This window comes from Ilumatobacteraceae bacterium, assembly GCA_033344875.1.
Taxonomy (GTDB): domain Bacteria; phylum Actinomycetota; class Acidimicrobiia; order Acidimicrobiales; family Ilumatobacteraceae; genus Ilumatobacter.
The window spans coordinates 4,320,513-4,345,005 of record JAWPMO010000001.1 but is presented as its reverse complement, the minus strand read 5'-3'; the positions used below and the strand labels follow the sequence as shown (position 1 = coordinate 4,345,005).

At 68.9% G+C, this 24,493-nt stretch carries 21 protein-coding genes; 9 read left to right on the top strand and 12 right to left on the bottom strand.

From position 1 onward, the window contains the following. Positions 1-32: 32 nt before the first annotated feature. Entirely contained in the window at positions 33-1,142 is a 1,110-nt protein-coding gene (locus tag R8G01_20670; protein ID MDW3216417.1) for a hypothetical protein, read from the bottom strand. Further along, positions 1,139-1,414, bottom strand: coding sequence for a MoaD/ThiS family protein (locus tag R8G01_20665; GenBank protein ID MDW3216416.1), 276 nt, complete (start codon positions 1,412-1,414; stop codon positions 1,139-1,141). Before R8G01_20665 ends, R8G01_20670 begins: the two co-directional genes overlap by 4 nt. 126 nt (positions 1,415-1,540) lie before the next feature. On the opposite strand from R8G01_20665, the gene R8G01_20660 reads away from it, so the two are divergent. After that, positions 1,541-2,248: a pirin family protein gene (locus tag R8G01_20660; GenBank protein MDW3216415.1), complete on the top strand. Its 708-nt coding sequence runs from the start codon at positions 1,541-1,543 to the stop codon at positions 2,246-2,248. Positions 2,249-2,367: 119 nt separating this feature from the next. Here the strand turns inward: R8G01_20660 and R8G01_20655 are convergent, their stop codons facing one another. After that, entirely contained in the window at positions 2,368-5,259 is a 2,892-nt protein-coding gene (locus R8G01_20655; GenBank protein MDW3216414.1) for a bifunctional metallophosphatase/5'-nucleotidase, read from the bottom strand. Positions 5,260-5,578: 319 nt separating this feature from the next. Here R8G01_20655 and R8G01_20650 point away from each other — a divergent pair, with 319 nt between their 5' ends. Continuing rightward, complete coding sequence (locus R8G01_20650) at positions 5,579-6,139, top strand: nitroreductase (protein MDW3216413.1); 561 nt, start codon at positions 5,579-5,581, stop codon at positions 6,137-6,139. A 9-nt stretch (positions 6,140-6,148) separates the two neighbouring features. Here R8G01_20650 and R8G01_20645 read toward each other — a convergent pair whose 3' ends face one another. The 4 genes from R8G01_20645 to R8G01_20630 form a co-directional block, all read right to left on the bottom strand. Next, positions 6,149-8,365 (bottom strand): hypothetical protein, encoded by a 2,217-nt coding sequence (locus R8G01_20645; protein ID MDW3216412.1) that lies wholly within the window; start codon positions 8,363-8,365, stop codon positions 6,149-6,151. Between the two features lie 68 nt (positions 8,366-8,433). Then, positions 8,434-9,435, bottom strand: coding sequence for a diadenylate cyclase (locus R8G01_20640; protein ID MDW3216411.1), 1,002 nt, complete (start codon positions 9,433-9,435; stop codon positions 8,434-8,436). Positions 9,436-9,445: 10 nt separating this feature from the next. After that, positions 9,446-9,814 (bottom strand): nitroreductase/quinone reductase family protein, encoded by a 369-nt coding sequence (locus tag R8G01_20635; protein ID MDW3216410.1) that lies wholly within the window; start codon positions 9,812-9,814, stop codon positions 9,446-9,448. Then, positions 9,811-11,388 (bottom strand): methylmalonyl-CoA mutase family protein, encoded by a 1,578-nt coding sequence (locus R8G01_20630; GenBank protein MDW3216409.1) that lies wholly within the window; start codon positions 11,386-11,388, stop codon positions 9,811-9,813. Before R8G01_20630 ends, R8G01_20635 begins: the two co-directional genes overlap by 4 nt. Positions 11,389-11,523: 135 nt before the next feature. Here R8G01_20630 and R8G01_20625 point away from each other — a divergent pair, with 135 nt between their 5' ends. Both R8G01_20625 and R8G01_20620 read left to right on the top strand, forming a co-directional pair. After that, positions 11,524-12,423, top strand: a complete 900-nt coding sequence (locus R8G01_20625; GenBank protein MDW3216408.1) for an alpha/beta fold hydrolase — start codon at positions 11,524-11,526, stop codon at positions 12,421-12,423. Between the two features lie 485 nt (positions 12,424-12,908). Beyond that, the gene (locus R8G01_20620) at positions 12,909-13,820 is read left to right on the top strand and encodes a cation:proton antiporter (protein MDW3216407.1); all 912 of its coding nucleotides are present in this window, start codon (positions 12,909-12,911) and stop codon (positions 13,818-13,820) included. A 24-nt stretch (positions 13,821-13,844) separates the two neighbouring features. Here R8G01_20620 and R8G01_20615 read toward each other — a convergent pair whose 3' ends face one another. Both R8G01_20615 and kynA read right to left on the bottom strand, forming a co-directional pair. Continuing rightward, the gene (locus tag R8G01_20615) at positions 13,845-14,456 is read right to left on the bottom strand and encodes a hypothetical protein (protein ID MDW3216406.1); all 612 of its coding nucleotides are present in this window, start codon (positions 14,454-14,456) and stop codon (positions 13,845-13,847) included. 28 nt (positions 14,457-14,484) lie between these two features. Continuing rightward, positions 14,485-15,327 (bottom strand): tryptophan 2,3-dioxygenase, encoded by an 843-nt coding sequence (kynA, locus tag R8G01_20610; GenBank protein ID MDW3216405.1) that lies wholly within the window; start codon positions 15,325-15,327, stop codon positions 14,485-14,487. A gap of 87 nt (positions 15,328-15,414) precedes the next feature. On the opposite strand from kynA, the gene R8G01_20605 reads away from it, so the two are divergent. After that, positions 15,415-15,933, top strand: a complete 519-nt coding sequence (locus R8G01_20605) for a hypothetical protein (GenBank protein ID MDW3216404.1) — start codon at positions 15,415-15,417, stop codon at positions 15,931-15,933. Between the two features lie 4 nt (positions 15,934-15,937). On the opposite strand, the gene R8G01_20600 is transcribed toward R8G01_20605, so the two are convergent. Genes R8G01_20600 through R8G01_20590 form a run of 3 tightly spaced genes read right to left on the bottom strand, consistent with a single transcriptional unit; the run spans position 15,938 to position 19,833 of the window. Then, positions 15,938-16,324 (bottom strand): RidA family protein, encoded by a 387-nt coding sequence (locus R8G01_20600; GenBank protein MDW3216403.1) that lies wholly within the window; start codon positions 16,322-16,324, stop codon positions 15,938-15,940. 51 nt (positions 16,325-16,375) lie between these two features. Next, on the bottom strand, positions 16,376-18,076 hold the full coding sequence (locus tag R8G01_20595) for an ABC transporter ATP-binding protein (protein MDW3216402.1): 1,701 nt from the start codon (positions 18,074-18,076) through the stop codon (positions 16,376-16,378). Then, complete coding sequence (locus R8G01_20590; protein MDW3216401.1) at positions 18,073-19,833, bottom strand: ABC transporter ATP-binding protein; 1,761 nt, start codon at positions 19,831-19,833, stop codon at positions 18,073-18,075. Before R8G01_20590 ends, R8G01_20595 begins: the two co-directional genes overlap by 4 nt. 115 nt (positions 19,834-19,948) lie before the next feature. On the opposite strand from R8G01_20590, the gene R8G01_20585 reads away from it, so the two are divergent. The 4 genes from R8G01_20585 (at position 19,949) to R8G01_20570 (ending at position 24,484) form a co-directional block, all read left to right on the top strand. Next, positions 19,949-20,368 carry a nuclear transport factor 2 family protein gene (locus tag R8G01_20585; protein MDW3216400.1) on the top strand — a complete coding sequence of 140 codons (420 nt, stop codon included), beginning with the start codon at positions 19,949-19,951 and terminating at the stop codon, positions 20,366-20,368. 79 nt (positions 20,369-20,447) lie between these two features. Continuing rightward, positions 20,448-22,007, top strand: coding sequence for an aldehyde dehydrogenase family protein (locus tag R8G01_20580; GenBank protein ID MDW3216399.1), 1,560 nt, complete (start codon positions 20,448-20,450; stop codon positions 22,005-22,007). Between the two features lie 30 nt (positions 22,008-22,037). Further along, complete coding sequence (locus tag R8G01_20575; protein ID MDW3216398.1) at positions 22,038-23,378, top strand: aminotransferase class V-fold PLP-dependent enzyme; 1,341 nt, start codon at positions 22,038-22,040, stop codon at positions 23,376-23,378. Between the two features lie 20 nt (positions 23,379-23,398). After that, positions 23,399-24,484 (top strand): hypothetical protein, encoded by a 1,086-nt coding sequence (locus R8G01_20570; protein MDW3216397.1) that lies wholly within the window; start codon positions 23,399-23,401, stop codon positions 24,482-24,484. Positions 24,485-24,493: the final 9 nt, after the last annotated feature.

Here is a 24,493-nt window from a genome sequence, read left to right as displayed (position 1 = left end):
GGGTCAGCGACCCTGGTGTCCGACACCAATGGTCAGCAGAGACGGACGGAGGCGATGGGTGGCAGACCCGTGGAGATGGTCTGCCAGTCGTCGCCTCCGTTCGCGCTCCACCACAGGCTGCCGGTGGTGGAGCCCATGATCAGGCGCTCGCCGGTCTCGTCGATGTCGAGGCCGTGCCGGTAGACGAGGTCGTACGCGGCGTCGCTGGGCAGGCCCTGCGAAAGAACGTCGAACGTCTCGCCGCCGTCTCGGGTGCGCGTCACCACGAGCCTGCCGTCGACCGGCACACGCACTTCGTCACTGATCGCCGGCACGAACCAGGCGGTGTCGGGATCGTGCGGGTGGACGGCGACGGCGAACCCGAAGGTCGACGGGCCGGCCTCCGGAATCTCCGACCACGAGTCGCCATTGTCGACCGACTTGAAGATGCCGCAGTGGTGCTGGGTCCAGAGCACATCGGGCGCGTCGGCACACCGGACGACGCGGTGTGGGTCCTGCGTGTCAGGGTCGTCCTCGAGGCCGGGCGGCACGAAGTCAGCGCGCATGCCCTTCGCCGCCACCGTCCAGGTCGCTCCCCCGTCGTCGGTGCGCCACGCGCCGCCGCACGAGATACCGACGACCACACGACCCGGCCCACGTGGATCGATCGCGATCGAGTGGATGCCGGCGTCGTCGAATCCGCCACCGAACCACTTGACACGCGCCGGGAGATCCCAGAACGAGTCGACGAACTGCCACGAGTCACCGCGATCGTCCGAGCGGAACAGGCCGCCGGGGATCGTGCCGTACCAGAGCACGCCGGGCTCGTCGGCGTGACCGGGCTCGATCACCCATCCGAGCTTCGTCGTCCAGGCGATCTCCTGCTGGGACATCGGATTCACGTGGGTGACGCCATCGGGCTTGGCCGGGTACTCGGGCGCCGCGATCTCGACCCAGGTCGCTCCGCCGTCGTCGCTGCGGTGGAGGTGGACACCGAAGTGCCCGTGGTCGAGCGATGCGTAGAGCGCTCCGTCTCGCGGGTCATGGACGGCGTTGGTGACCGGCGCCCCGAGGAAGGCGGGCGCGGCCAGCGACGCGCTGTCGCCGTCGAATGTGACCGTGAACAGGCCCTTGCGGGTGCCGATCAGTGCCTGGGTGCTCATGTGCAACCTCCGGAGAGTGCTTGGAAGACGTGGAGTCGGTCGCCGTCGACGACCGTGTCGGTCAGCGTGGACCGATCGACGATCAGGTCGTCGTTGAGGAAGACCGCGACGTGTTGGCGGGCCGCGCCGGCGTCGTCGAGCACGTAGCTGCGCACGGCGGGATGCGCGGCGAAGTACGCCTCGAACGCCTCACGAACGGACCCCGCGTCGACGGACGCGCTCGGGCAGTCGACGTGACGCCGGAAGGCCTTGGCGAACTCGACTTCCACCACGACCGCGACTGTAGATGGCCGGTGTGACGACGTGGCCCGGCATGCCGCACGATCGCGAGTTGTGCCTGGCACAACTCGTAATCTGACTCTCGGAATATCATTGCGGGCACAAGGGTTTGTTTCAGTATGACGCAGATCAACATCCGCCGGGCCGGTGAGCGCTTCGCCACCAAGATCGACTGGCTCGACTCGAAGCACTCTTTCAGCTTCGGGCCCCACTACGACCCCGGCAACACGCACCACGGGCTGCTCCTCGTCCACAACGACGACATCGTGCGAGCCGGCACCGGGTTCGGCACCCATCCGCATCGCGACATGGAGATCGTCACGTGGGTGCTCTCGGGCGAACTCGAACACCGCGACTCCGAGGGCAACCACGGCGTGATCGTGCCCGGCCATGCGCAGCGCATGTCGGCCGGCACCGGCATCCGTCACAGCGAACGCAACCCGAGTTCGACGACCGACGTCCACTTCCTCCAGATGTGGGTGCCGCCGGACACCGACGGCATCGACCCCGGCTACGAACAGCTCGACGTCGGCGCCGAGCTGGCGAGCGGCGGGCTGGTCCCCGTCGCATCCGGCAAGGGCCACGACGCCGCGATCACGATCCATCAGCGCGAGGCCGTGCTGTGGGCCGCTCGGCTCGACGCCGGCGCGAGCGCCGACGTGCCCGACGACCGTCACGTCCACGTGTTCGTCGCCCGGGGCTCCGGCGACCTCGATCCGGGTGGGCGGCTCGGCACCGGTGACGCGGCGCGCCTCGTCGAAGCCGACGGTCTCCGGTTCACCGCCGGCGACGACGGCGCCGAGGTGCTGATCTGGGCCACCGCCTGACGGCACCCGCAGTTCCCCCCCCACACGTCGAACGGGGCCCGGCCGATCGGCCGAGCCCCGTTCGCTCGTGTCAGTTGAACCGGCTCAGTCGGAACGACTCAGCCGGATTGCCGCACCGTTCAGCGGTAGGGAACGACCGGTGACGACGTCGACAGCACGTCGACGATCAGGTCGGTCGCGACCAGCGAGTAGATGCAGAGCTTGCCCTCGCCGTCGAGCTTGGCGAGCACCAGGTTCGACACCACGTCGTCGGCCGGGTGGTTGACGTTCGACGCGTTCGGACGCTCCTCGTCACACGGGTACACCGTGAGGAAGCCGGGGGCGTCGGGGAACACCGCAGCGACGTTGACGACGACCGCCGAGGCATCGTCGGCCACACCACCGCGGCCGGCGACGTCGAGCTCGAGCGTGCTGTCGGCGGCGACGCGCCCCTCACCCTCGAACTCACCGTCGATCGTCTCGTAGCCCTCGACGTCACGCGTCTCGAGCAGGCGGGCGGGCACCAGGGAGTCCGGTGATCCACCGACGGGCACGAACGCGTTGACGTCGGCGATGAGATCGGTCTCGGCCAGGGTGTAGATGCACACCTTGCCCTCGTCGCCGATCTGCGCCACCACCGAGTTCGAGATCGCCAGGTCGGTCGACAGGTAGTTGAGGTTCGAGGCCTGCGGCATGTCGTCGCCGCAGGGCCAGATCGTCAGGAACCCGTGATCGCTCGGCAACACCGCACCGACGTTGAGCACAACCGCCTCGGCGTCGGCGTCGACACCGCCGCGGCCGGCGACGGTCAACTCGACCGTGGCACCGGCGGCGACGCGGCCTTCACCTTCGAAGTCACCGTCGACGGTGGTGTTCCCCTCGCCGTCGCGGGTCTCGAGCAGACGGGCCGGCACCACGGGCACCGGCGTTCCGTCCTGGGGAACGAGGCCGTTGACGTCGACGATCATGTCGGTCTCGGCCAGCGAGTAGATGCAGACCTTGCCGTCCTCGCCCACCTGGGCGAAGGCGCTGGTCGACACGACGTCGCCGCCGAAGTAGTTGACGTTCGATGCGTTCGGCATGTCCTCGCCGCACGGCCAGATCGTCAGGAAGCCGGGCTCGGACGGCAGGATCGCGCCGACGTTGAGCGCCACGGCGGAGGTTCCTGCCGGCACGTCGCCTCGACCGGCGACCACCAACTCCACGGTCTCGCCGGCCTCGATGCGACCCTCACCCTCGAACTCACCGTCGAAGGTCGTGTTGCCGGGACCGACCCGGGTCTCGAGATAGCGGGCGGGCGTCAGCGACTGGATGGTGCCGGGCAGCACGTTGCCGACCTCGTCGACGCGATCGGTCGACGGCGGATCGATGGGCGACTCGGCCTCGAAGTAGTCGACCAGTGCATCGATGTCCTGCGGGCCGGGGATCCGGTCGGTCGGTGCGACTTCGGCGAAGGTGCCGAAGTTGTCGCCGCCGTCGGCCAGGAAGATGTTCACCGTCACCAGGTACTCGGTCGCGGGTTCGATGTCGACCCCGTCGAGCTGGACGTCGGTGACCTCGACGTCGATGCACACGCCATCCTGCTGCGTGATGTCGAGCGTGTAGGTGAACCCGTCGGAGACACCGAGGTGCAACACCGGCCGGCTGCTGTCGCCGGGCTGACACTGCTCCTCGAGCACGGACACGATCTGCTCGCCGGTCATCGGCAGCGTGAACAACGTGTTGTTGAATGGCTGGAAGGTGAACGCTTCGCCGTACGTGACGACGCCGTCACCCTCGCCCGCGTCCGACTCGTCGAACTCGAGGTCGGAGCGGAGTCCACCGGGGTTCATGAAGGCGATCTGTGCGCCGAGCTCCTCGGTGGCGGCCAACTGTGCATCGGCGACGAGGTTGCCGGCGGCCGACTCGACCCCGCGGTTGTCGACACCGAAGCCTCCGCCGCGGGTGATCGTCTCGGTGATCTCACCGACCGGCTCGTTGCCCTGCGCCTCGGCGAGCGGCGTCCACTTGTCGATGACGGCCGTCACGGCGGGGTCGGCGGTCAGCTCCGACTGGAGCACCTCGTGGTTCACCATGGTGAACGTCTCGCGGTCGACTTCGCCATCGTCACCGATCTCGAGGTTGATCTCGGTGACCACCCGACCGAACGAGAACGCACTCGTCACCGGCCGCGGGTTGTCGTCAGGGTCGTCGATCGAGCAGGTGTAGGGCTGGTGTGTGTGCCCGGTCACGATCGCGTCGATCTCGGGGTTGAGGTTCTCGGCGATCGTGACGATCGGGCCGGAGATCCCCTCACAGCCGTTGATCGCGAACGGGCTGGGGATCCCGCCCTCGTGAAGCATCAGGACGATCGCCTCGACGTCCGGATTCTCGAGCTGGATCGCCGTCACCGCAGCGTCGGCGGCGGTGACTTCGTCCTCGAACGTGTACCCGGCGACGCCGGAAGCGGACACCAGTGCATCGGTGCCCTCGAGCGTCATGCCGATGAAGGCGATGAAGTTCCCGTCGGCCGTCTCCTCGATCGCGTAGTCGGGGATGTCCGGTTCGATGTCCGGGAGAACACCTCCGGTCTTGGTGACGTTGGCGGCGAGCCACTGGAAGTTGGCTCCCGCGAACTCCTGGTCGCCGACGGTGTCGGGGTCGTAGTCGGTGAAGTAGCAGCCGTCGTCCGGGTGGCAGCCGCCGTTCTGCATGCGCAGCAGCTCGGTGACCCCCTCGTCGAACTCGTGGTTGCCGACACCGGAGAAGTCGAGGCCCATCTCGTTGAGCGACTCGACCGACGGCTCGTCATGGAACAACCCGGAGAAGAACGGCGAACCGCCGATGAGGTCGCCGGCGGCCACCGTGTACGAGTTGTCGGCCGTGCTCGCATCGCGCAGCTCGGTCAGTTTGGCGGAGAGATACTCGCCGCCACCGGCTGCCGGGCCGCCGAACGATCCGTCGATCGAGCCGGGTGTACCCGACTCGACATGGCCGTGATAGTCGTTGAACGACAGGATCTGGACGGTCTCGTCGCCCGGAGCAGCGGTCACCGGAGTATCGGTGCTCGCCACCAGCGCGGTCGAGGTGCAAGCGAGCGCGGCGAAGCCGGCAACCAATGACTTGCCTCTTCGGCCGCGCCGCACGCGGACATCAGAACGATCAACCATAGACATGAGATCCTCCAAGGATTCTGTGATGTGACTCGCCCACCCGGGGTCGGTCTATCACGATTTCGAGGGGGCATCCGTCGCGACCCTCCGAACTTCGCCAGGGCTTCGTCTCGCATTCATCCGAACGGGCGACGGCAGCTCGTCGGCGCCGTCGACGTGTGGATCCCGGCGGTCTGCTGACATCCTGGGGCGGGTGACGATGAACCTCGACGACTTCGGCGACCTGGTGCGCTCGCGCCGCACCCACATGCTCGTTGACCGCGAACGTGCGGTCCCGGTCGAACTGGTCGACCGACTCTGCGAACTGGCCACGTGGGCCCCGTGTCACAAGAAGACCTGGCCGTGGAAGTTCGCCGCGTTCACGGGCTACGGCCGCGCTCGTCTCGGCGAGGCGTTCGTCGACGACATGTGCGAACGAAGCATCGGTGACGAGGCCAAGCGCCTCAAGACGATGACGAAGTACACGCGCACCCCCACGACCCTCGTCGTCGGGTGCGAGCCCCACGAGCACCCGACGTTCCACGACGAGAACCGCGACGCCGTGTCGGCGGCGATCCAGAACATCCTCCTCGGTGCCACCGCCGCCGGGCTCGCCTCGTTCTGGTCGACCGCGCCGATCATCGATTCGCCACGGGCGCTCGACCTGTGCGGGTTCGCGCCCGACGACCGGATCCTGGCGATCATCTACCTGGGTTGGCCGACCGGCTCGGTCCAGACACCGGTCCGGCCGGCGCCGTCGATCACGCACATCGACGACTGAGCCGACGCGTCACCCGCGTCCGAGCTGACCGGGAACCCCGGTTCCGATGCGGGTGTCGACGAGACGTTCCGGCACCCTCAGCGGCTCGTAGCCGGATCCGAGAGCGCCTGCGAGGTCGACCACGACATCGGTCTCCGCCGAACTCGTGATGCACACCCGGCCGTCGACCGAGGGCCTGGCGACGACCAGGTTCGACACGAACGGGACGCCGACGAAGTTGATGTTCGATGCCGTCGGCACCGGTTCGTCGCACGCGTACACCGTGATGAACCCGGGCTCGGATGGCTCGGCGGCGATCACGTTGAGGACGGCGGCCCGTGAACCCGAGCCCACGTCGACGGCGATCGTGCCGGTTGCGGGCAGACGATCGTGGCCCGGGTCGCGGGTGTCGAGCAGCCGGAGCGCGTCGTCGAGCGGTACGTACCCGCCGGTCGTGAACGACCCGGAGAGGTCGACGACGATGTCGGTCTCCGCGAGCGAGAAGATGCACACCTCGGTCGTGGCCGTCGCTCCTCCGCCCGTCGGCAGGACGACCAGGTTCGACACCACGGGTTCCGAGACGTAGTTGACGTTCGACGTCTCGGGCCGTTCCCGGTCGCAGCGGTAGGCGGTCAGGAAACCGGGAGCCGTGGGTTCGATCGCGATCACGTTGAGGGCGAGCGCAGCGGTCGCCGCCGACGTCGGCAGCTCGAACCTGAGCACCTCGCCGGCTCCGATGCGCTCGGCCGGCGCCCCGGTGCCGATGCGGGTGTCGACGACCCGCTCCGGACGATCTCGGGGACGGAAGGCGGCGCCGCCCAAGCCGCCCGCCATGTCGACGACGAGGTCGGTCGACGCCAGCGTGTAGATGCAGATCCTGCCGGACGCGTCGGGCCGGGTGAGCACCAGGTTGGACACGACCGGTTCGTCGACGTGGTTCACGTTCGATGCGACCGGGCGGCCTGCGTCGCACGGGTACACCGTCAGGAAGCCCGGTGCGGCCGCACCGACCGCCGCGACGTTGAGCGCCGCAGCGCCCGTTCCGACCGGGAGCGTCAACTCGAACGTGGACCGAGCGGGGGCGTGCGTCGGTGCCATGACCCGATGGAAGGTGGGCCGGTAGAACGCCGAGACGACCCCGTCCCATCGGTTGTGCCCCAGGGAGATCACGAACGACCCATCGGTCCGCCGGCTCGCGGCAGCGGGAACCCAGCTCGCGAAGAACGAGTTGCACTCCCCGCACTTGATCGGTGCCCGGATCTCGTCGTAGACCCGGAACGGACCGGTCGCCGACGCCGACTCGGAGAGCAGGATCGTGTCGCCCCACCAGTCTCCCTCCTTGTTGACCGAGACGAAGCGGGAACCGGTCCACTCGATCTGGTCGGCATTGATCCGGCGCCCACGCGTCTCGATGATCGGAACGGCGCGGGTCGGATCGCCGACCCATGCCGCGCCGTCCCAGTACTCGTAGGGCTCGAACAGCTTCCCGACCGGGACCCGGGCCACGGTGATCTCCGGCGAGCACGACCGGTCGAACGCCGCCACCATGGCGTACTCGTCGAACCCGAACTGGCGGTAGCACTGCGCGTACAGATAGGTCCACCGATCGTCGCTCGTGGTCGACCAGCCGTAGAGGTCGGCCGACGAGTCGGGTGGGCGGAGCTCGTCGACGACGGCGTCGAGCACCGGGTCGTAGATCGCGACCCAGGTACCGACCGCCACGGTCGTGGTCAGGTACGCCTCGCCGCGCTCTTCCATCTCGGCGGCGTACACGTACACCCGTCCGTCGTCACCCACCGACGCGTCGAGTGGCCAGAACCATCGTGCGTACGGCACCGTCCGATCGGCGAAGAACATCGGCCGCGGCGCGGCCCGACTGCCCCGGTACCGCACGTCGAAGCACCGATCGGTCTGGATCACGGCGATGTTGTGGACGATCGTGATCTCGTCCGGGCCCAGACGGATCGCAGCATCCTGGAACGTCCAGAACACACGCCCGTCCGGCAACGCGAGGGCCCGCTGGTAGTCGGCCCCGACCACCCCGCCGGGCTCGGTGTCGAACAGCCGGTTCAACGTCTCGGGTTCGAGATCGGTGAGACACACCGATCCGGCCGTGAATGCATCGGCGCCGACTGTCGCCTCGACGGGTTCGGAGCCGAAGCGCCCCGCATCGGCCGACGGCATCGTTGGGAACGCGGCGATCGGGGCCAACGCCGCTGCCACCGCGATCCCGATTCGTACCCGCATGTCGGCTCCGTCCTCGGGAGAGCTTCTAGCAGAGCAGGAGACACCGTGACGGTCGGGATTCGCACGACTCAGCCCGGGGGCGACTGCGCCGATCCCCCGTCGGCATCGGTCGATCTCGACCGGCCGATCACCTCGCCGCCGCGGTACACCGTGACCGGTCCGTCCTCGCTGACCGCGATCACCACGGCACCGGGATCGTCGAAGCTGTAGCGCCGCGCCGAGATGTGACGGGTCCCACCACGTGCGTCGATCGAGAGCTCGGCCTCGGGTGTCGGGATCAACCGCACACCGAGCTGGACGAGCGTGCCCGACGCGTCGAAGAGGGCGGCGCCGTCGGTCTGGGACAACACGTGGCGGAGCGGTGCCAGGTCGGCGGGCAGGTGGATGCGGAGCGGCGGCGGCGGGCTCATCCGATGTTCGCGAGCCAGTTCGGAGTCGGCGCCCGGCCGGAACACGATCAGTGCGCCGACGCCCTTCGCGCCGAGGTCGTGCACGGCGAAACGGATCAGATGGCCGAGGTACACCGTGTCGAACTCGTCGAGTCCGCTGGTGGCCCACTTCACCCACGAGTCGACGGGCGGTTCGACGTGCCAACCGAGGCCGTCCCACCGGGCGACGCCGAACGAGCCGACGAGCCGCACCTCACCGTTGGGGTGACGTTGCACGACCATCGCTCCGCTGGCGGAGGCGAGCACGACGAGGTCGCGCTCCGAGCCGGTCGAACGGTCGAACACGACGAGGGAGTCGACGCCGCTCGCAGTGCGGATCGTCCAACTGGTGAGGCCGTCGGCGTAGCGCCGGACCTCGTCGTCGAGGTCGTTGACCGTGCTGCTGGTGACGATGTCGAGACCGGTCACCTCGTGCCACGCCTGGATCGGCCGTTCGGGGAGCACGAACGACCCGTAGCTCGGTGTGCGACGTTCGTGACGGGGCGGGCGGAGCGCGTAGTCGATCTCGTCGACCAGCGCCTCGGGGACCGACGACCGTTCGATGACGCCGAGCTGCTCTTCGAGCAGTTCCTCCGTCAGTCGCCGGAGGCGACCTGGCGTGACCCGCCGCGTCGTGTCCATCGCTCGAAGCCTACGGCTGGAACTCGATCGCGATCGCGGGCACGTCGTAGCACCATGCGTCGTATGTGAGCCCGATCGACGGGTCGCCGCCCCAGACGTACTTCGCACCCATCAGGTCGCCGCAGCGCCGACGCTCGGCTACGTCGGTGACGTCGCGAGCCGAGCCCACGTGTTCGTCGCCCGCCAGCTTCACCGTGACCTCGGGGTGCGCCAACATGTTGCGGTACCAGTCGGCGCCGGGCCCGTTGCCGGAGATCAGGTACATCGCACCGTCGAGCACCCCGAACCAGATCTCGATCTCGTGCGGGTTCCCCGACACCCGCCCCGTCGTGACGATGTCGCAGCACTCGACCGCGGCGTGATCGTCGAGCCAACTCACGGCTGGTATTGGCCGAAGACGTCTCGCAGCGCGTCGCTGACTTCGCCGAGGGTGGCACCGGCTCGCAGCGCTTCCTTCATCGGGTACAGCAGGTTGTCTTCGCCCTTGGCGGTTTCTCGGATCGCCTCGAGCCGGGCGGCGACATCGGCGGCGTCACGGTCCGCCTTGTAGGCGGCCAAGCGCTGCTGCTGCGCCGGTTCGAGCGACGGGTCGATCGGGAACACGCTCGGCTCCGGCTCGTCGTCGATCTGGTACCGGTTCAGCCCGACGATCACGCGCTCGTCGTCGTCGATCGACTTCGTGTACTCGTAGGCGGACTGCTCGATCTCGTCCATCTGGTAATGGCCCTCGATGGCTGCAACGGCGCCGCCGAGCTCGTCGATCTTCTCGATGTACTCCCATGCAAGCCGCTCGACCTCGTCGGTCATCGACTCGACCAGGTACGAACCGGCGAGCGGATCGGGCGTGCCGGTCACGCCCGACTCGAAGCCGATGATCTGCTGCGTGCGCAGCGCAAGCCGCGCCGCTTCCTCGGTCGGCAGGCTGAGTGCCTCGTCGTAGCCGTTGGTGTGGAGCGACTGCGTACCGCCCATCACCGCGGCGAGCGCCTGCAGCGCCACACGCACGACGTTGTTGACCGGCTGCTGCGCGGTGAGCGTGGAGCCGCCGGTCTGCGTGTGGAACCGCAGCATCGTCGACTTCGGGTCCTTGGCGCCGAACCGCTCGGTCATGATCGTGTGCCACATGCGGCGGCTGGCTCGGAACTTGGCGACCTCCTCGAAGAAGTCGTTGTGGCCGTTCCAGAAGAAGCTGAGCCGTGGCGCGAACTCGTCGACGTCGAGGCCGGCGTCGACCGCGGCCTGCACGTAGGCGATCGCGTTGGCGAGCGTGAAGGCGATCTCCTGCGTGGCCGTCGAACCGGCCTCTCGGATGTGGTAGCCGGAGATCGAGATCGTGTTCCAGCGCGGCACGTGCTTCGAGCAGTACTCGAAGATGTCGGTGATGATCCGCATCGACGGCCGCGGCGGGTACACGTAGGTGCCCCGGGCGATGTACTCCTTGAGGAGGTCGTTCTGGATCGTGCCGGAGATCTTGTCGGCGGGCACGCCCTGCTCCTCGGCGACGAGCTCGTACATCAGCAGCAGGATCGCCGCCGTCGAGTTGATCGTCATCGACGTGGTGACCTGGTCGAGCGGCAGGTCCTTCAGGAGGGCCCGCATGTCGTCGAGCGAGTCGATCGCCACCCCGACCTTGCCGACCTCGCCCTCGGCACGAGGATGATCGGAGTCGTAGCCCATCTGCGTCGGCAGGTCGAATGCGCACGACAGGCCGGTCTGACCTGCGTTGAGGAGGAAGTGGAACCGCTGGTTCGTCGATGCCGCGTCGCCGAACCCGGAGTACTGCCGCATCGTCCAGTTGCGACCGCGATGCATCGACGGGTACACCCCGCGTGTGTACGGGGCCTCGCCCGGCAGACCGAGCTTCTCCTCGGGATTCCAGTCGGCGAGATCGTCGGCCGTGTACAGCGGCTTGATCTCGATGCCGGAGTCGGTGCGACGGACGTCATCAGCCATGTGTTCAGCGTAGGTCGCTCGATCGTCGAGCACCCAGCCCCACTCCGGCCCGATCGACGGCTGCCGCGCTGCAAGGCGTCGGGCGTGGGACCTCGGGCCCTACGAGTCCAAGTTACCAATTGGTAACTTGAGGGTATGGGCATCCCCCTCCGTCACATCGATTTGCACGGGCACGACGTCACCTACCGACTGGCCGAGGCCGAGCCGACGGCGCCCACCTTGTTGCTCATCCACGGCCTGGCGGGGAACTCGCGCACCTGGAAAGACGTGATGCCCGGTCTGGCCGAGCAGTTCACGGTGCTGGCGCCCGATCTCCTCGGCCACGGCGAATCCGCGAAACCGATGGGTGACTACTCGCTCGGCGCATTCGCGAGCGGGTTGCGGGACCTGCTCGCCAAGCTCGAGATCGACACGGTGACGGTCATCGGTCACTCGTTCGGGGGTGGGGTGGCGATGCAACTGGCCTACCAACACCCGGAGTTGGTCGACCGTCTGGTGCTGATCGGCAGCGGCGGGTTGGGACGCGAGGTCAGCTGGTTGCTTCGTCTCCTCACGCTGCCCGGCGCCGAGTACCTGATGCCCCTCTTCTTCCCGCCGTTCGTCGTCGACGGAGGAAACGAGTTGGGCAAGGCGATCCACGATCGGGGCTGGAGCCTGCCGCACGTCGGCGAGATGTGGAGGGCGTACGCCTCGCTCGGCCAGGCGGAGAACCGCAAGGCGTTCGTCAAGACCCTCCGGGCGGTGATCGATCCGGGCGGCCAAACCGTCAACGCGACCGACCGGCTGTACCTCGCCGCGGCGATGCCGACCCTGATCATCTGGGGCGACCAGGACGGCATCATCCCCGTCGAGCACGCCGACGCCGCCCACGCGGCGATTCCCCACAGCCGGCTGGAGATCCTCGAGGGTTGCGGGCACTTCCCCCACGTGCAGGAGCCGGCCCATCTCGTCGAGGTCATCCGGGAGTTCGTCCTCACGAGTGCGCCGCTCGAAGGTGGCACGCGCCCGTTCCGGGAGGCGTTGACCGGGTCCTGATCCGCCCCCGTCCGGCCGGCGGCACAGTCATCGCGCCGACGCTCGTCGACCCCTCGTGACGGATTCGTGTCGATGAGCGAGCCCGACGCGTTCGACCATCGCCGCGTGGGTACGGTTCGTCATGATCGCGAGTACGGGGGTACCGCTGCCGCCGCTCGACGAGCACTCGCTGCTCGTGTTCTGGTGTCAGATCCTGGTCGTCCTCGCCGCGGCGCGAGCGGGCGGATACGCCGCCCGGCGGCTCGGTCAGCCGCGCGTGGTCGGCGAACTGCTGGCCGGCGTCGCCCTCGGCCCGTCACTGCTGGGCAAGGTCTCGCCGGGCACGTTCGAATGGTTGTTCCCGCCCAGCGAACGCCAGGCTGGGCTACTGCTCGGTCTGGCCTGGATCGGGATCGTCTTCCTCCTCGGCCTCAGCGGCGCCGAGGTCGACATGGGCGTCATCCGTTCGTTCGGCCGAGCGGCGGACGACCAGTATCGGGAGTCTGGTGGTGCCGCTCGCGTTCGGCGCCGGCATCGCCGCGCTGATCCCTGCGACGTTCATCGGCAGCGACGGCACCCGGAGCATCTTCGTCGCCTTCTTCGCCGTCGCCTTCGCGATCTCGTCGCTGCCCGTCGCCGCGCGGGTGCTGTCGGACCTCGGACTGCTGTCACGCCCGTTCGCCCAGCTCGCGCTCGGCGTCGCGACCTCGAACGACATCGTCGGGTGGCTGCTGCTCGGCGTGGTGATCAGCGTCGTCGACGAAGGATCGTTCTCGCCGAGCCCACTGATCGTGGCGGTCCTGGTCGTCGCCGCGGTCGCCGGCATCGTGCTCCGGTTCGGCCCGGCGTTCCTCGACCGGGTCACGACCGCCGTCCACCGACGCGAGGGCGGCCCGGCCGCCGAGGCAAGTGTGGCGGTGCTGGCGATCGTCGCGGTCGGAGCGGTGACGCATGCCGTCGGCGTCGAGGCGGTGATCGGCGCGTTCATCGCCGGCGTGGCCATCGGAGGCAGCAAGCTCGCGCGGTCCTCGGGGTTCCAGGCGATCGAGGTCACGACCAACGCGATCTTCGCGCCGCTGTTCTTCGCGATCGCCGGGATCCGCGTCGACCTGACCGAACTCGCCTCGTGGGACGTGGCGTCGTGGGCGATCGCCGTCACGGTCGTCGCCACCGTGGCCAAGGCCCTCGGCTCCTACCTCGGAGCACGAGCGGGCGGCATCGGCCACCCCGACGCGCTCGCCGTCGGAGCCGTGCTCAACGCTCGCGGCGCCCTCGAGATCGTCGTCGCCACGGTTGGACTGACCCTCGGCATCATCGACACGACCGCCTACACGATCATCGTCGTGATGGCGCTGATGACCACCGCCGTCACGGCGCCGCTCCTCCGCCGCACGACGAGGGCCGTCACGACAGCGTGATCTTCCGCCGCCGGTGGTGCGCTCTCACTCGCCCGACACGACCCGGCGCAACGGCAACGGGCACCGATCGAGATCGACCGCCGCCGCGAGCAGTCGTCCGTAGCGGATCTTCCGCGCCGACTTCGTGCCCATGAACCGGCGGAGCTGGGCGACGACGGGCCGCCCGCGCTGTGCCGGCTGTCGCTGAAGGATCCGAAACGCCTCGAGTTCACCCTGCTCATCGATGACCTGCTCGACGCGATCGGCGCCGATCGCGCGGATGAACTCATCCTCCAGATCAGCGACGCAGGCGAAGAATCCGAGTCGCTCGATGGCCACACGATCGATCGGGCGACCGATGCCCGATCGTTCCAGCGCTTGGCGGACGACCCCTTCCTCCGGAGCGTCGTACAGCCCGACCACCCGGCGCCCCGGATGGTCGGCACGCAGTCGGGCGAGGAGATGTCGATAGTTGGTGACGCCGTGCGCCGAGAGGACCTCGAGCTCGCGGATCGTGCGGAGTCGGGCAGCGATCGTCGCAACAGCAGCGGCGTCGCTGTCGCCTTCGACGAGCACGATCGTGCCCGCCCCAGAGCCCAACTCGTCGAGCGTCAGATCGGCGCGAGCCAGACCAGCGACGGGCACCGCGTCGTTCATCACCCCAGTCTGACCGACCTGGACGACCTCAGAGCACGGTGCGAACCCGCCACAGGTCGGGGAACAGTTCGACCTCGAGCATCCGCCGGAGATAGCTCACGCCACCCGTGCCACCCGTCCCGCGCTTGAAGCCGATCACCCGCTCGACCGTCGTGACGTGGTTGAAGCGCCACCGACGGAAGTAGTCCTCCACGTCGACCAGCTTTTCGGCCAGCTCGTAGAGCGACCACCACCGTTGCGGGTCGTCGTAGACCTGCCGCCACACCTCGACCATCGCCTCGTCGACGGTGTGCGGCACCGTCATGTCACGACCGAGCACCGAGGCCGGCACGTCGAATCCCGACCGGGCGAGGAGCCGCGCCGCCTCGTCGTACAGACTCGGCTGCCCGAGCTCGTCGAGCAGGAGCTGGTACGTCTCGTCGCGGTGCTCGTGCGGGCGGAGCATCGCCCGGTTGCGGTTCCCGAGGATGAACTCGATCTGCCGGTACTGATGCGACTGGAAGCCCGACGACTGACCGAGGTCGTCGCGGAACTCGGTGTACTCGCTCGGCGTCATCGTGCGGAGCACGTCCCACGCGCCGTTGAGCTGCTCGAAGATGCGCGCCACGCGAGTGAGCATCTTGAACGCCGGCTGCAGCCGGTCCTCCCGGACCGCCACTCGCGCATGTGTCAACTCGTGGATCGCCAGCCGCATCCACAACTCCGACGTCTGGTGCTGCACGATGAACAACAGCTCGTCGTGCGCCCCGCTCAGGGGGTGCTGGGCGCCGAGCACGCTGTCGAGGCCGAGGTAGTCGGCGTACGACATGCGCCCGTCGAACGACATCTGCGCCCCGTCGTCGGCCGGATCGTACGGTTCGGTCGTGCTCACGACGCACAGTCTCGCGTCCCCGAGCCACCGGCCTGGTCGTCGCCGAATGTGAAGGTTGTCGGAAGATCGGTGCGCGATCATCGCTCGATGCGACTGAACGACCGAGTCCGGAGACGATTGACCGACCAACTCGCTCCCGGCGAGACGATCGAGGCGGCGGTCGGCCTCGCCAACCAGATCGGTGCCTCGTCGGCATCCTCCGATGGCTCCGTCCGGGCGTCGACGAGCAGCGCGCTCGGGACGCCGTACGCCAGGGCACTCGGCATCGACCTCACCGATCCGCGCCACCGGAGCGATCTGATGTCGTCGTGGTGCACGATCACCGATCGACGGCTGTTGTTCCACGAACCGCACCCGTGGAACATCCGTCCGACGCCAGGCAAGCTGATCACCGAACTCCCACGGGGCGGCGTCACGCTGCACTACTTCGACGTCGGCGGGCTCGGCCTGTCGAACCGGGTGATCCATCTCGACTTCCCCGACGGGACCCGCCTGGTCTCGGCGACCATGTTGAAAGCCACGCTCCGCAAGCGGAACTACACCGACGAACCCGACCTGTTCGTCGAAGCGTTCGGCGACCACGCCCACCTCGTCGACGACGGCTGAACGATCAGTCGGCTGCGGCGACGACCGCGATCTCCATCTTCCACTCCGGTCGAGCGAGCGCCGGCACCGTCACGAGCGTCGACGCGGCGAGATGCCCGTCGAGGAAGGCGTCGCGGGCCGCCATCACTCCCCCGAGCGCGTGTCCGACGACCGCGTACGTGGTGACCGACACCACGTCCGAGGGCTGCATCCCGGCCTCGGCGAGCATCGCCCCGATACTCGACCAGACGACCGCCGCCTGTTCGTCGATCGACTCGGGCACCGTGCCGTCGGGTGCCGTCGGCACGACGCCGGAGGTGTGCAACCAGCGCGTCGCCTGCGTGGTGAGGACGGCGTGGGCGTAGTTGGCGGCCGGTGGGGCGATCGAAGCGGGGTTGATCGAACGGTTCACGTCGCGATTCTGACACGGACCGACGATGCCGGGCGCGGGTGCCCGGCGGCCTCACGTCTCGGTGATCTCGGCGACCCGACCACCCTCGAGGCGGACGACCCGGTCGGCGCGCTCGAAGGCGACCGCCCGGTGAGAGACCGCGAGCACGGTCATGCCCGCGTCGGCGAGATTCCGCCAGAGTTGCAGTTCGGTCTCGACATCGAGCGCGCTCGACAGGTCGTCGAGCACGACGAGTTCGGGTCGGTGGACGACCGCTCGAGCCCCGGCGAGCCGCTGGCGTTGGCCGCCCGACAGGCGCAGCCCGCGCGGACCGATCAGCGTGGCCGAACCGTCCGGCATCATCGCCACGTCGGCCTCCATCGCCGCCAACGAGATCGCCTGGTCGACATCGACCGACGACGCCGTTCCGAAACCGATGTTGTCGGCGAGCGAGTCGGAGATCAGCTGCGGCACCTGCGGCAGGAAGGCCGCGTTCGGCGGCACGAGGAACCCGGCCGGGTCGTCGAGACGTACACCGTTCCAACGGACCTCACCCGACAGGTCGGCCTGCCAGGCGAGGCCCAGTACCGCCCGCAGCAGCGTGCTCTTGCCCGATCCGACCGGGCCGGTGACGACGACGAGTTCGCCCTTCGCGACCGACACCGTGACCTCGTCGATGCCGGCGCCCGACTCGTAGTGGGCGCTGAGTCCGACCACGTCGAGTCGCTCGAGTGGGACCCGGGCGGGACGAACCGCGTCGGGACGGTCACGCGACTGCCCCGTGTTGATCGGAAGGTCTCGCGGCCGCACCGTGTTGCGGACATCGCGGTCGGCCACGAGGTGGCTCATCCGGTCGAACGCCACCGCCGCCTGCTTGTGGCGGGCGAGCACCCTGCCGACCATCCGAGGCAGGAAGCTCAGCCAGCCGAGGTAGGCGACGAACAGCGCGAGTTCGCCGACGTCGAAGCGACCCGAGGCGAGTGCACCTGCACCGACCAGCAGCACCAGCCCGAGGCCGGCATCGGCGGCACCTCGGCTGATCGCCTGGACGGCTTCCTCGAGCACGCGGTCGCGCACCGCCGTGACGCGCCGCCGGTCGACGAGACCGCGCAGACGGTCGAGCGATGCCGTCGAGGCGTCGTTGACCTTCACGGTGGTGGCTGCCGCCATCACGTCGCCGACGAATCCGGTGACCGCGGCGGTCGCCGCCCGGTCGGCGGCCCGGTATCGCTTGATACGGGCGTCCATCGACTTCGTCGCGACGGCGACGAGCACGAGCGGTCCGATCAACACGAGCGCTCCGGCAAGGTTGGCGGAACCGAGTACGAATGCGGCGACGATCGTGAACATCAGGCCCGCTGACACGTCGACCAGACCATCGACGAGCCGGGCGACGTCCTCGGCGTCGTCACGGAAATGTGTGACCGCCTCGCCCGCCGACCCGACCGGTTGCCCGGCTTCGGGTCCACCGCTCGCCATCTGTGCGACCAGCAGGTTCGCCCGCAGGAAGGTCTGCATGTGCATCCAGACCCTGGTCCACACCATGACGGCCCAGTGCAGCGTGGCCATGCGACTGATCTCGGCGACGATGAACCCGCCGATCCATCGCAGCACCGACGTCGTGTCACCGGTGGAGACGGCGTCGAAGGCACGGCTGAGCGCCCACCCCGACGCCAGCGGCATGGCGAAGAACAGCACGAACATCGCCCATCCCGACCAGAACCACTTGCGCTCGTGTTGGCTCACCTTCCAGGCGAGGCTCCAGACGCTCATCGCAGCAACTCCCGCTCGGGACGGTCGTCGCCGTCTTCCAACGCGAGCCCGAGCAACCGACCGAACCGACTGTGCTCGTCGCTCGCGAGGGTGTCGCGGTCACCGTGCTCGACGACCTGGCCGGCATCGAACACGATGATGTCGTCGACCTCGCGCAGCGTCGACAGCCGGTGAGCGATGATCAGCGTCGTCCGCCCGCGCATCAGGCGCTGAACGGCTGCCTCCAACCGGCGTTCGGTCTCGGGGTCGACCCGCGCCGTCGCCTCGTCGAGCACGACGATGTCGGGGTTCCGCAGCCAGACCCTCGCCATCGCGAGCAGCTGCGCCTCGCCGGCCGACAGCCCGGCGCCCCCGGCGCCGAGGGCACGGCCGACACCTCCGTCGGCGAGCGCTCCGAGCCCGACGGCACGCAGGGCGTCGGCGACCTCGTCGTCGGTCGGGGTCGGGTCGAACAGGGTCACGTTGTCGCGGATCGTGCCACCGACGAGCTCGACCTCCTGCGGCACGAGCGCGACGCGGTGGCGGAGCTCCGGCACGGGGATCCGCTCGATCGACACGCCACCCAACCTCACGCTGCCGGACGACGCTTCCACCAGGCGCAGCACGAGCCGCGAAAAGGTGGTCTTGCCGCTGCCGGTCCGGCCGACGATGCCCACCGATCGGCCGGCGCCGATCGCCAACGTGACGTCGGACAGCACCGGTTGGTCGTCGCCGTAGTCGAAGCCGACCTGGACGAAGTCGATCGTCATGGGCCCGGGCGGCGGCGAGGTCCGCCCGGTGTCGACGATCGTCGGTCGGACGTCGAGCAGCTCCGCGACGCGCCGCATCGCGCCGGTCGCCTTCTGGACCGTCTCGAGTTCGTGGACGACCTCGTCGAGCGGGCGCTCGATCAGCAAGACGTACTGGAACAGGAGGAACGCCGTGCCGATCGACATCATGTCGCGGGAAACGAGCAGCGCGCTGGCGACGACGGCGATCACAGAGCCGGCCACGACGATGCCGCGCACGAGCCACCACATGCCGAGGAACGCGGACTCCCGCCGAACCGAGGTGTCGAGCGAGTCGGCGCTCTCCTCGACGAACCGCCACATCGCGTGACCACCGGCACCGTTCGCACGAAGGTCCTCCGATGCGTTGAGCCGTTCCTCGATCCCGCCGTAGAGGCGGGCGAACGACGACAGTTCCTCGGACGACTCGGCCACCGCCCGTTCGCGCAGCACCAGCACGAGACCGACGGCGGCACCGACGTACACCGCCATCCCGATGCCGATCCGCCAGTCGATCACCGTCACCACGACGACCATGCCGGCGATCAACAGCGCGGCGCCGAGCGCCTTCGGCACCACCCGACCCAACAGGTCGGAGACCGACGTCACGTCGCCATCGACGCGTTGGATCAGCTCACCGGGCGTGTGACGACGATGGAACTCGTGGTCGAGGCCGAGCACGTGACTCGTCATGTCGAGACGGAGCTGGTTGGTCGTCCGCCATGCCCCGACCGTCGCGGAACGGACGACGACGATCTCGACGATCTGACCGACGACCACGATCGCGAGGAACAGCAGCGCGAGCTGCTGCAGTTCGCCGGTCGTCGCACCCGTGGTCGCCCGGTCGACGATCCGACGGATGACGAGCGGACCAGTGAGCAGGAGGAGTGAACTGGTCGCGACGAGCGCGGCGAGACCCGCCCAGCGCCGCGCGTGCGGGCGGAGCAACCGCACGAGTGCGTGCGAATCACGGGGCGGCGTCGACGCCATCCACCCATGCTCCCAGTTCGGCGACGATCGCCACCAAGGGGTTTGCGAGCCCCGATCTGACCGGCTCGACCTGACCGCTCGACCTGACGACCCGTGCGAGGCGTACGATCCGGCGATGAACGAGCGACACACTGGATCGGAGTCCGATGATGTCGATGTCGTCCGCGCGATCTATTCCGCGATGGCGGACGCCGACATCGCCCGCCTGTTCGAGCTGCTCAACGCCGAGTGCATCGTCGACCAGGATGCCCGGCTCCCCTGGGGAGGCCGCTACATCGGACACGACGGCTTCGCCGACTTCGGATTGCGGCTCCGTCGACACATCGAATCCACCGTCACGACCTCCGCGTTGTTCGCCGCCGACGGCGATGTGATCCAGGTCGGTCGAACCGCCGGCAGGACCATCGACACCCGGACCCAGTTCGACATCGACGAGGTCCATCGCTGGACGATTCGCGACGGCCGCGCCGTCGCCGCCCACTTCTCCATCGACACCCCTGCGATGCTTCGCGCCCTCGGCGCCCGCGCCGGCTGACGTCGGCCGGCAGAGCGTGTCCGGGCGGACAGGCCCTCGCTCTGTACTGGCGGCGTCGTCTGTGGCAATGTTCGCGGCCATGGCCGCTTTCCGCGTCACCTACGCAACCCTGTCCGCCGACGATCAGGAACTGCAGGCGTCGTACACGACGGCGTCGGCGGCGGTGAAGTCAGAACTGGGTGCCCATCACCCACTGTGGATCGGCGACGACGAAGTGTTCGGTGACTCGTTCACCACGGTCTCCCCGGTCGACACCTCCGTCGAGATCGGTCACTTCACGATCGCGGATGCCGATGACGTCGACGATGCCGTCGCCGCCGCCACGGCGGCGCAGCCGGCATGGGCGGCGACGCCCTGGCAGCAACGCTGCGACATCCTCGAACGTGCCGCCGATCTGATCTCCGAACGGTCGGTCGTCGACGCCGCCGCCCTCGGATGGGAGAACGGCAAGAGCCGGCTCGAAGCCATCGGCGAGGTCGAGGAGACCGCCGATCTGATCCGCTATTACACCCATGCGATGCGCGAGCACGACGGCTTCGCGATGCCGATGGAGCGCTTCAGCGACGCCGAGGTGACCAGCGACGTGATGCGCCCGTACGGCGTGTGGGTCGTGATCGGTCCGTTCAACTATCCGAACGCGTTGATCGGTGGGCCGGCCGGCGCGGCGCTCGTGGCCGGCAACACCGTGGTCGCCAAGCCGTCGGAGATCGGCTCGTACTCCGGGCACCTCGTGTACCGGGCCTTCGTCGATGCCGGCGTGCCGCGCGGGGTGGTCAACATCCTCACCGGCGGCGGCGACGTCGGCTCGGCGCTCGTGCACCACCCCGGCGTCGGCGGTGTGACGTTCACCGGGTCGAGCGCGGTCGGCATGTCGATCATCGAGTCGTTCTCCGCCTCGCATCCGAAGCCGGCGATCTGTGAGATGGGCGGCAAGAACCCGGTCATCGTGTCGGCCACCGCCGATCTCGACCTCGCGGTCGAGGGGACGGCCCGCAGTGCGTTCGGGTTCGGCGGACAGAAGTGTTCGGCTGCGTCCCGTGTGTTCGTCGACGCCTCGATCGCCGACGAATTCATCACCCGCCTGGTCGCCCGGGCCGAAGCGATTCCCGGGACCGGCCCACTCGAAGAGGGTGGCTTCCTCTCCCCCGTCGTGAACCAGGCGGCGGTCGAGCGGTTCGAGGCCGCGGTCGCCGAGGTCCGCCACACGGGCGAAGTCCTGACGGGCGGGAACCGGCTGACCGACGGCGACCACGCGTCCGGCTACTTCGTCGAGCCCACGGTCGTCCGGGTGCCATCCGACTCGACGATCATGACCACCGAACTCTTCGTCCCGCTGATCGCGGTCGAGGCGGTCGACGGGCTCGACGAGGGGCTCGAACGCGCCAATGCGACCCCGTTCGGCCTGACCGCCGGGCTGTTCGCCGAGGATGCCGACGAGATCGAGCGCTTCTTCGACCGGATCGAAGCCGGCGTCGTCTACGTCAATCGAGCCGCCGGTGCCACGACGGGTGCCTGGCCGGGCGTGCAGCCGTTCGGCGGCTGGAAGCGCAGCGGCACCGCCGGCAAGCTCGGCGGTGGCCCGCACTACCTCCAGCAGTACCTGCGAGAGCAGTCACGCACCCGGGTGATGCGCGGCTGACGACGGCCGCAGCTGGCTACCGTCCACACCATGAACCTGCACGGCTCCGACGCCGCCATCGGTGACCTGCCGGAACGTGTCACACGACTGATCGGCGAGCGCCTCGGCAACACCGAACTCGGGGCGACGACGACGCCGTCGGATCTGTTACCGCTCTTCGAGGGAGCGATCACGCCGGGTGGGCTCGGCGTCGACCGAGCGTGGGAACGATTCACCGACGCCGTCGCCGCTCACACGGTCGCACTCGACGGCCCCCGATACCTCGGGTTCATCCCCATGTCGCCGGCCGCCGCCGCGATCTGGATGGACGCCGTGGTCGGAGCGACGTCGTTCGCCGCGGAGTCGTGGCTCGAGGCAGCCGGGGCGGTCGCGGCGGAGAACCAGGCGCTCGACCACCTACGCCGACTCGCCGGGATGCCGGAGGGGTCGGGTGGCGCGTTCTGCAGCGGCGGCTCGATCGGGAATCTGTCGGCGCTGGCGGTGGGCCGTGACGTCGCCGACGGTCGCCGACTCGTCGCCGTCGCCGACACCGCGCACGCATCGGTCGACAATTCGCTCCGCCTGCTCGGGCTCGAAGCGCTCGTGGTGCCGACCGGCGACGACGGCCGGTTCGTCGGTGGTGCGCTCGCCGACGCCCTGGCGGCGAGCGGCCGCGCCGGGGAACTCGCGATCGTGGTGGCGTCGGCGGGTTCGACCAACGCCGGCATCGTCGACGACCTGCGGGGGCTGGCCGACATCGCCCACCGGCACGACGCGTGGGTGCACGTCGACGGCGCGTACGGCGGCGCTGCGCTCCTCCTCGACGAGTGCAGCCGTCTGTTCGACGGGCTCGCCGATGCCGACTCCCTCATCATCGACCCGCACAAGTGGTTGTTCTCGACCGCCGGCTCGTGCGCCGTGCTGTACCGCCAGCCGCAGCTGGCGGCCGCGACCCACACCCAGCACGGCCCGTACATCGACGTGCTCCACACGACCGACGCGGCTGCGGCCTGGAACCCGTCCGACTACGCCTTCCAGTTGACACGTCGGGCGTCGGGGCTGCCGTTCTGGTTCACCCTGGTGCTCCACGGCACCGACGCCCTCGCCGACGCCGTCCGGGCGCCGATGACGACGACCGCATACGCGGTCACGCAGCTACGAGCGATCCCCGACGTCGAGGTGATCCTCGAGCCGGAACTCACCGTCGTGCTGTTCCGCAAAGCGGGCTGGGACCGGGCGCGGTGGCAGCAATGGTCGGCCGACCTGCTCGCCCGCCGGATCGCGTTCGTCGCACCGACCACGTGGAAGGGCGAGACCGTCGGTCGTCTGGTGTTCCTCCACCCGTTGACCACCGACACGATCGTCGACGAGGTGATCGACACCCTTCGCTGACTGCGCAGTACTGTCCGCCCATGACGCCCGATACGACGGTACGGATGCCCGTGGTCTGGACCGATCGGCACCGAGGTCACGCACCGCACGGTGGATATTGGCTCGGTGTTCGCGAGACCGGCGACGAGGAACCGGAGCGAGGTGACCTCCTCCGCGACGGATTGATCGACGCCGGCGCGACCATCGTCGACGCACCGGACCTCGGTCTCGATCCGATCCTCGCTGTCCACGACCCCGACTTCGTCGACTTCATGTCGCGGGTGTACCCGGCCTGGGTCGAAGCGGGCCACCTGACCGACCCCGGACAGCCCCACGTCGTGGGCTACCTCTTCGCCAACCCCGGCTACGCAGCGAGGTATCGAACCGATCGACGGCCGGCCACGATCCGCGCCGAACTCGGCCTCTACGCGATGGACACGATGACGCTGATGAGCGAGCGGACGTTCGACGCGGCGTCGGGCGCCGTCCACGCAGCTGCCCATGCCGCCGACCTGGTGTCGGGCGGGGCTCGTGCCGCGTACGCCGCGATTCGGCCGCCGGGGCATCACGCCGGGCCCGCGTTCTTCGGTGGCTCGTGCTACTTCAACAACGCCGCCGCAGCGGCGCGACGTCTGCGGGAGTCGGGCGTCGGTCGGGTGGCGGTGATCGACATCGACGCCCACCAGGGGAACGGCACGCAGGAGATCTTCTGGGAACGCGACGACGTGCTGTACGCCAGCGTCCACGTCGACCCGGGCGACGGTTGGTTCCCCCACCTGGTCGGCTACGCCGACGAACGTGGCGGCGGCGCCGGTGAGGGGTGGAACCACAACGAGCCGATCCCCGCCGGCTCCGGTGACGAGCGGTGGCTGGCGGCGCTCGACGCGCTGATCGGGTCGGTCGATCGGCACGGGTCGGAGGCGCTCGTCGTTTCGCTCGGTGTCGACGCTGCCGAGCACGATCGGGCCGCCCCGCTGATGATCACGCCAGAGGGGTTCCGGGCGGCCGGATCTGCGCTCGCCCGGCTCGACCTGCCGACCGTGTTCGTGCAGGAGGGTGGCTACGACCTGTCGCGTCTCGTGTCACTCGTGCTCGACGTGCTCACGTCGTTCGAAGCAGCACACTGATCTGATCTG

Bases quoted from the DNA above. Each gene is read 5' to 3' on its own strand.
- R8G01_20640 (MDW3216411.1), bottom strand. From the start codon at position 9,435: ATGGACACGACGCGGCGGGTCACGCCAGGTCGCCTCCGGCGACTGACG.
- R8G01_20645 (MDW3216412.1), bottom strand. From the start codon at position 8,365: ATGCGGGTACGAATCGGGATCGCGGTGGCAGCGGCGTTGGCCCCGATC.
- R8G01_20575 (MDW3216398.1), top strand. From the start codon at position 22,038: ATGAACCTGCACGGCTCCGACGCCGCCATCGGTGACCTGCCGGAACGT.
- R8G01_20585 (MDW3216400.1), top strand. From the start codon at position 19,949: ATGAACGAGCGACACACTGGATCGGAGTCCGATGATGTCGATGTCGTC.
- R8G01_20570 (MDW3216397.1), top strand. From the start codon at position 23,399: ATGACGCCCGATACGACGGTACGGATGCCCGTGGTCTGGACCGATCGG.
- R8G01_20615 (MDW3216406.1), bottom strand. From the start codon at position 14,456: ATGAACGACGCGGTGCCCGTCGCTGGTCTGGCTCGCGCCGATCTGACG.
- R8G01_20660 (MDW3216415.1), top strand. From the start codon at position 1,541: ATGACGCAGATCAACATCCGCCGGGCCGGTGAGCGCTTCGCCACCAAG.
- R8G01_20630 (MDW3216409.1), bottom strand. From the start codon at position 11,388: ATGGCTGATGACGTCCGTCGCACCGACTCCGGCATCGAGATCAAGCCG.
- R8G01_20595 (MDW3216402.1), bottom strand. From the start codon at position 18,076: ATGAGCGTCTGGAGCCTCGCCTGGAAGGTGAGCCAACACGAGCGCAAG.
- R8G01_20605 (MDW3216404.1), top strand. From the start codon at position 15,415: ATGCGACTGAACGACCGAGTCCGGAGACGATTGACCGACCAACTCGCT.
- R8G01_20580 (MDW3216399.1), top strand. From the start codon at position 20,448: ATGGCCGCTTTCCGCGTCACCTACGCAACCCTGTCCGCCGACGATCAG.
- R8G01_20625 (MDW3216408.1), top strand. From the start codon at position 11,524: ATGGGCATCCCCCTCCGTCACATCGATTTGCACGGGCACGACGTCACC.
- R8G01_20650 (MDW3216413.1), top strand. From the start codon at position 5,579: ATGAACCTCGACGACTTCGGCGACCTGGTGCGCTCGCGCCGCACCCAC.
- R8G01_20590 (MDW3216401.1), bottom strand. From the start codon at position 19,833: ATGGCGTCGACGCCGCCCCGTGATTCGCACGCACTCGTGCGGTTGCTC.
- R8G01_20670 (MDW3216417.1), bottom strand. From the start codon at position 1,142: ATGAGCACCCAGGCACTGATCGGCACCCGCAAGGGCCTGTTCACGGTC.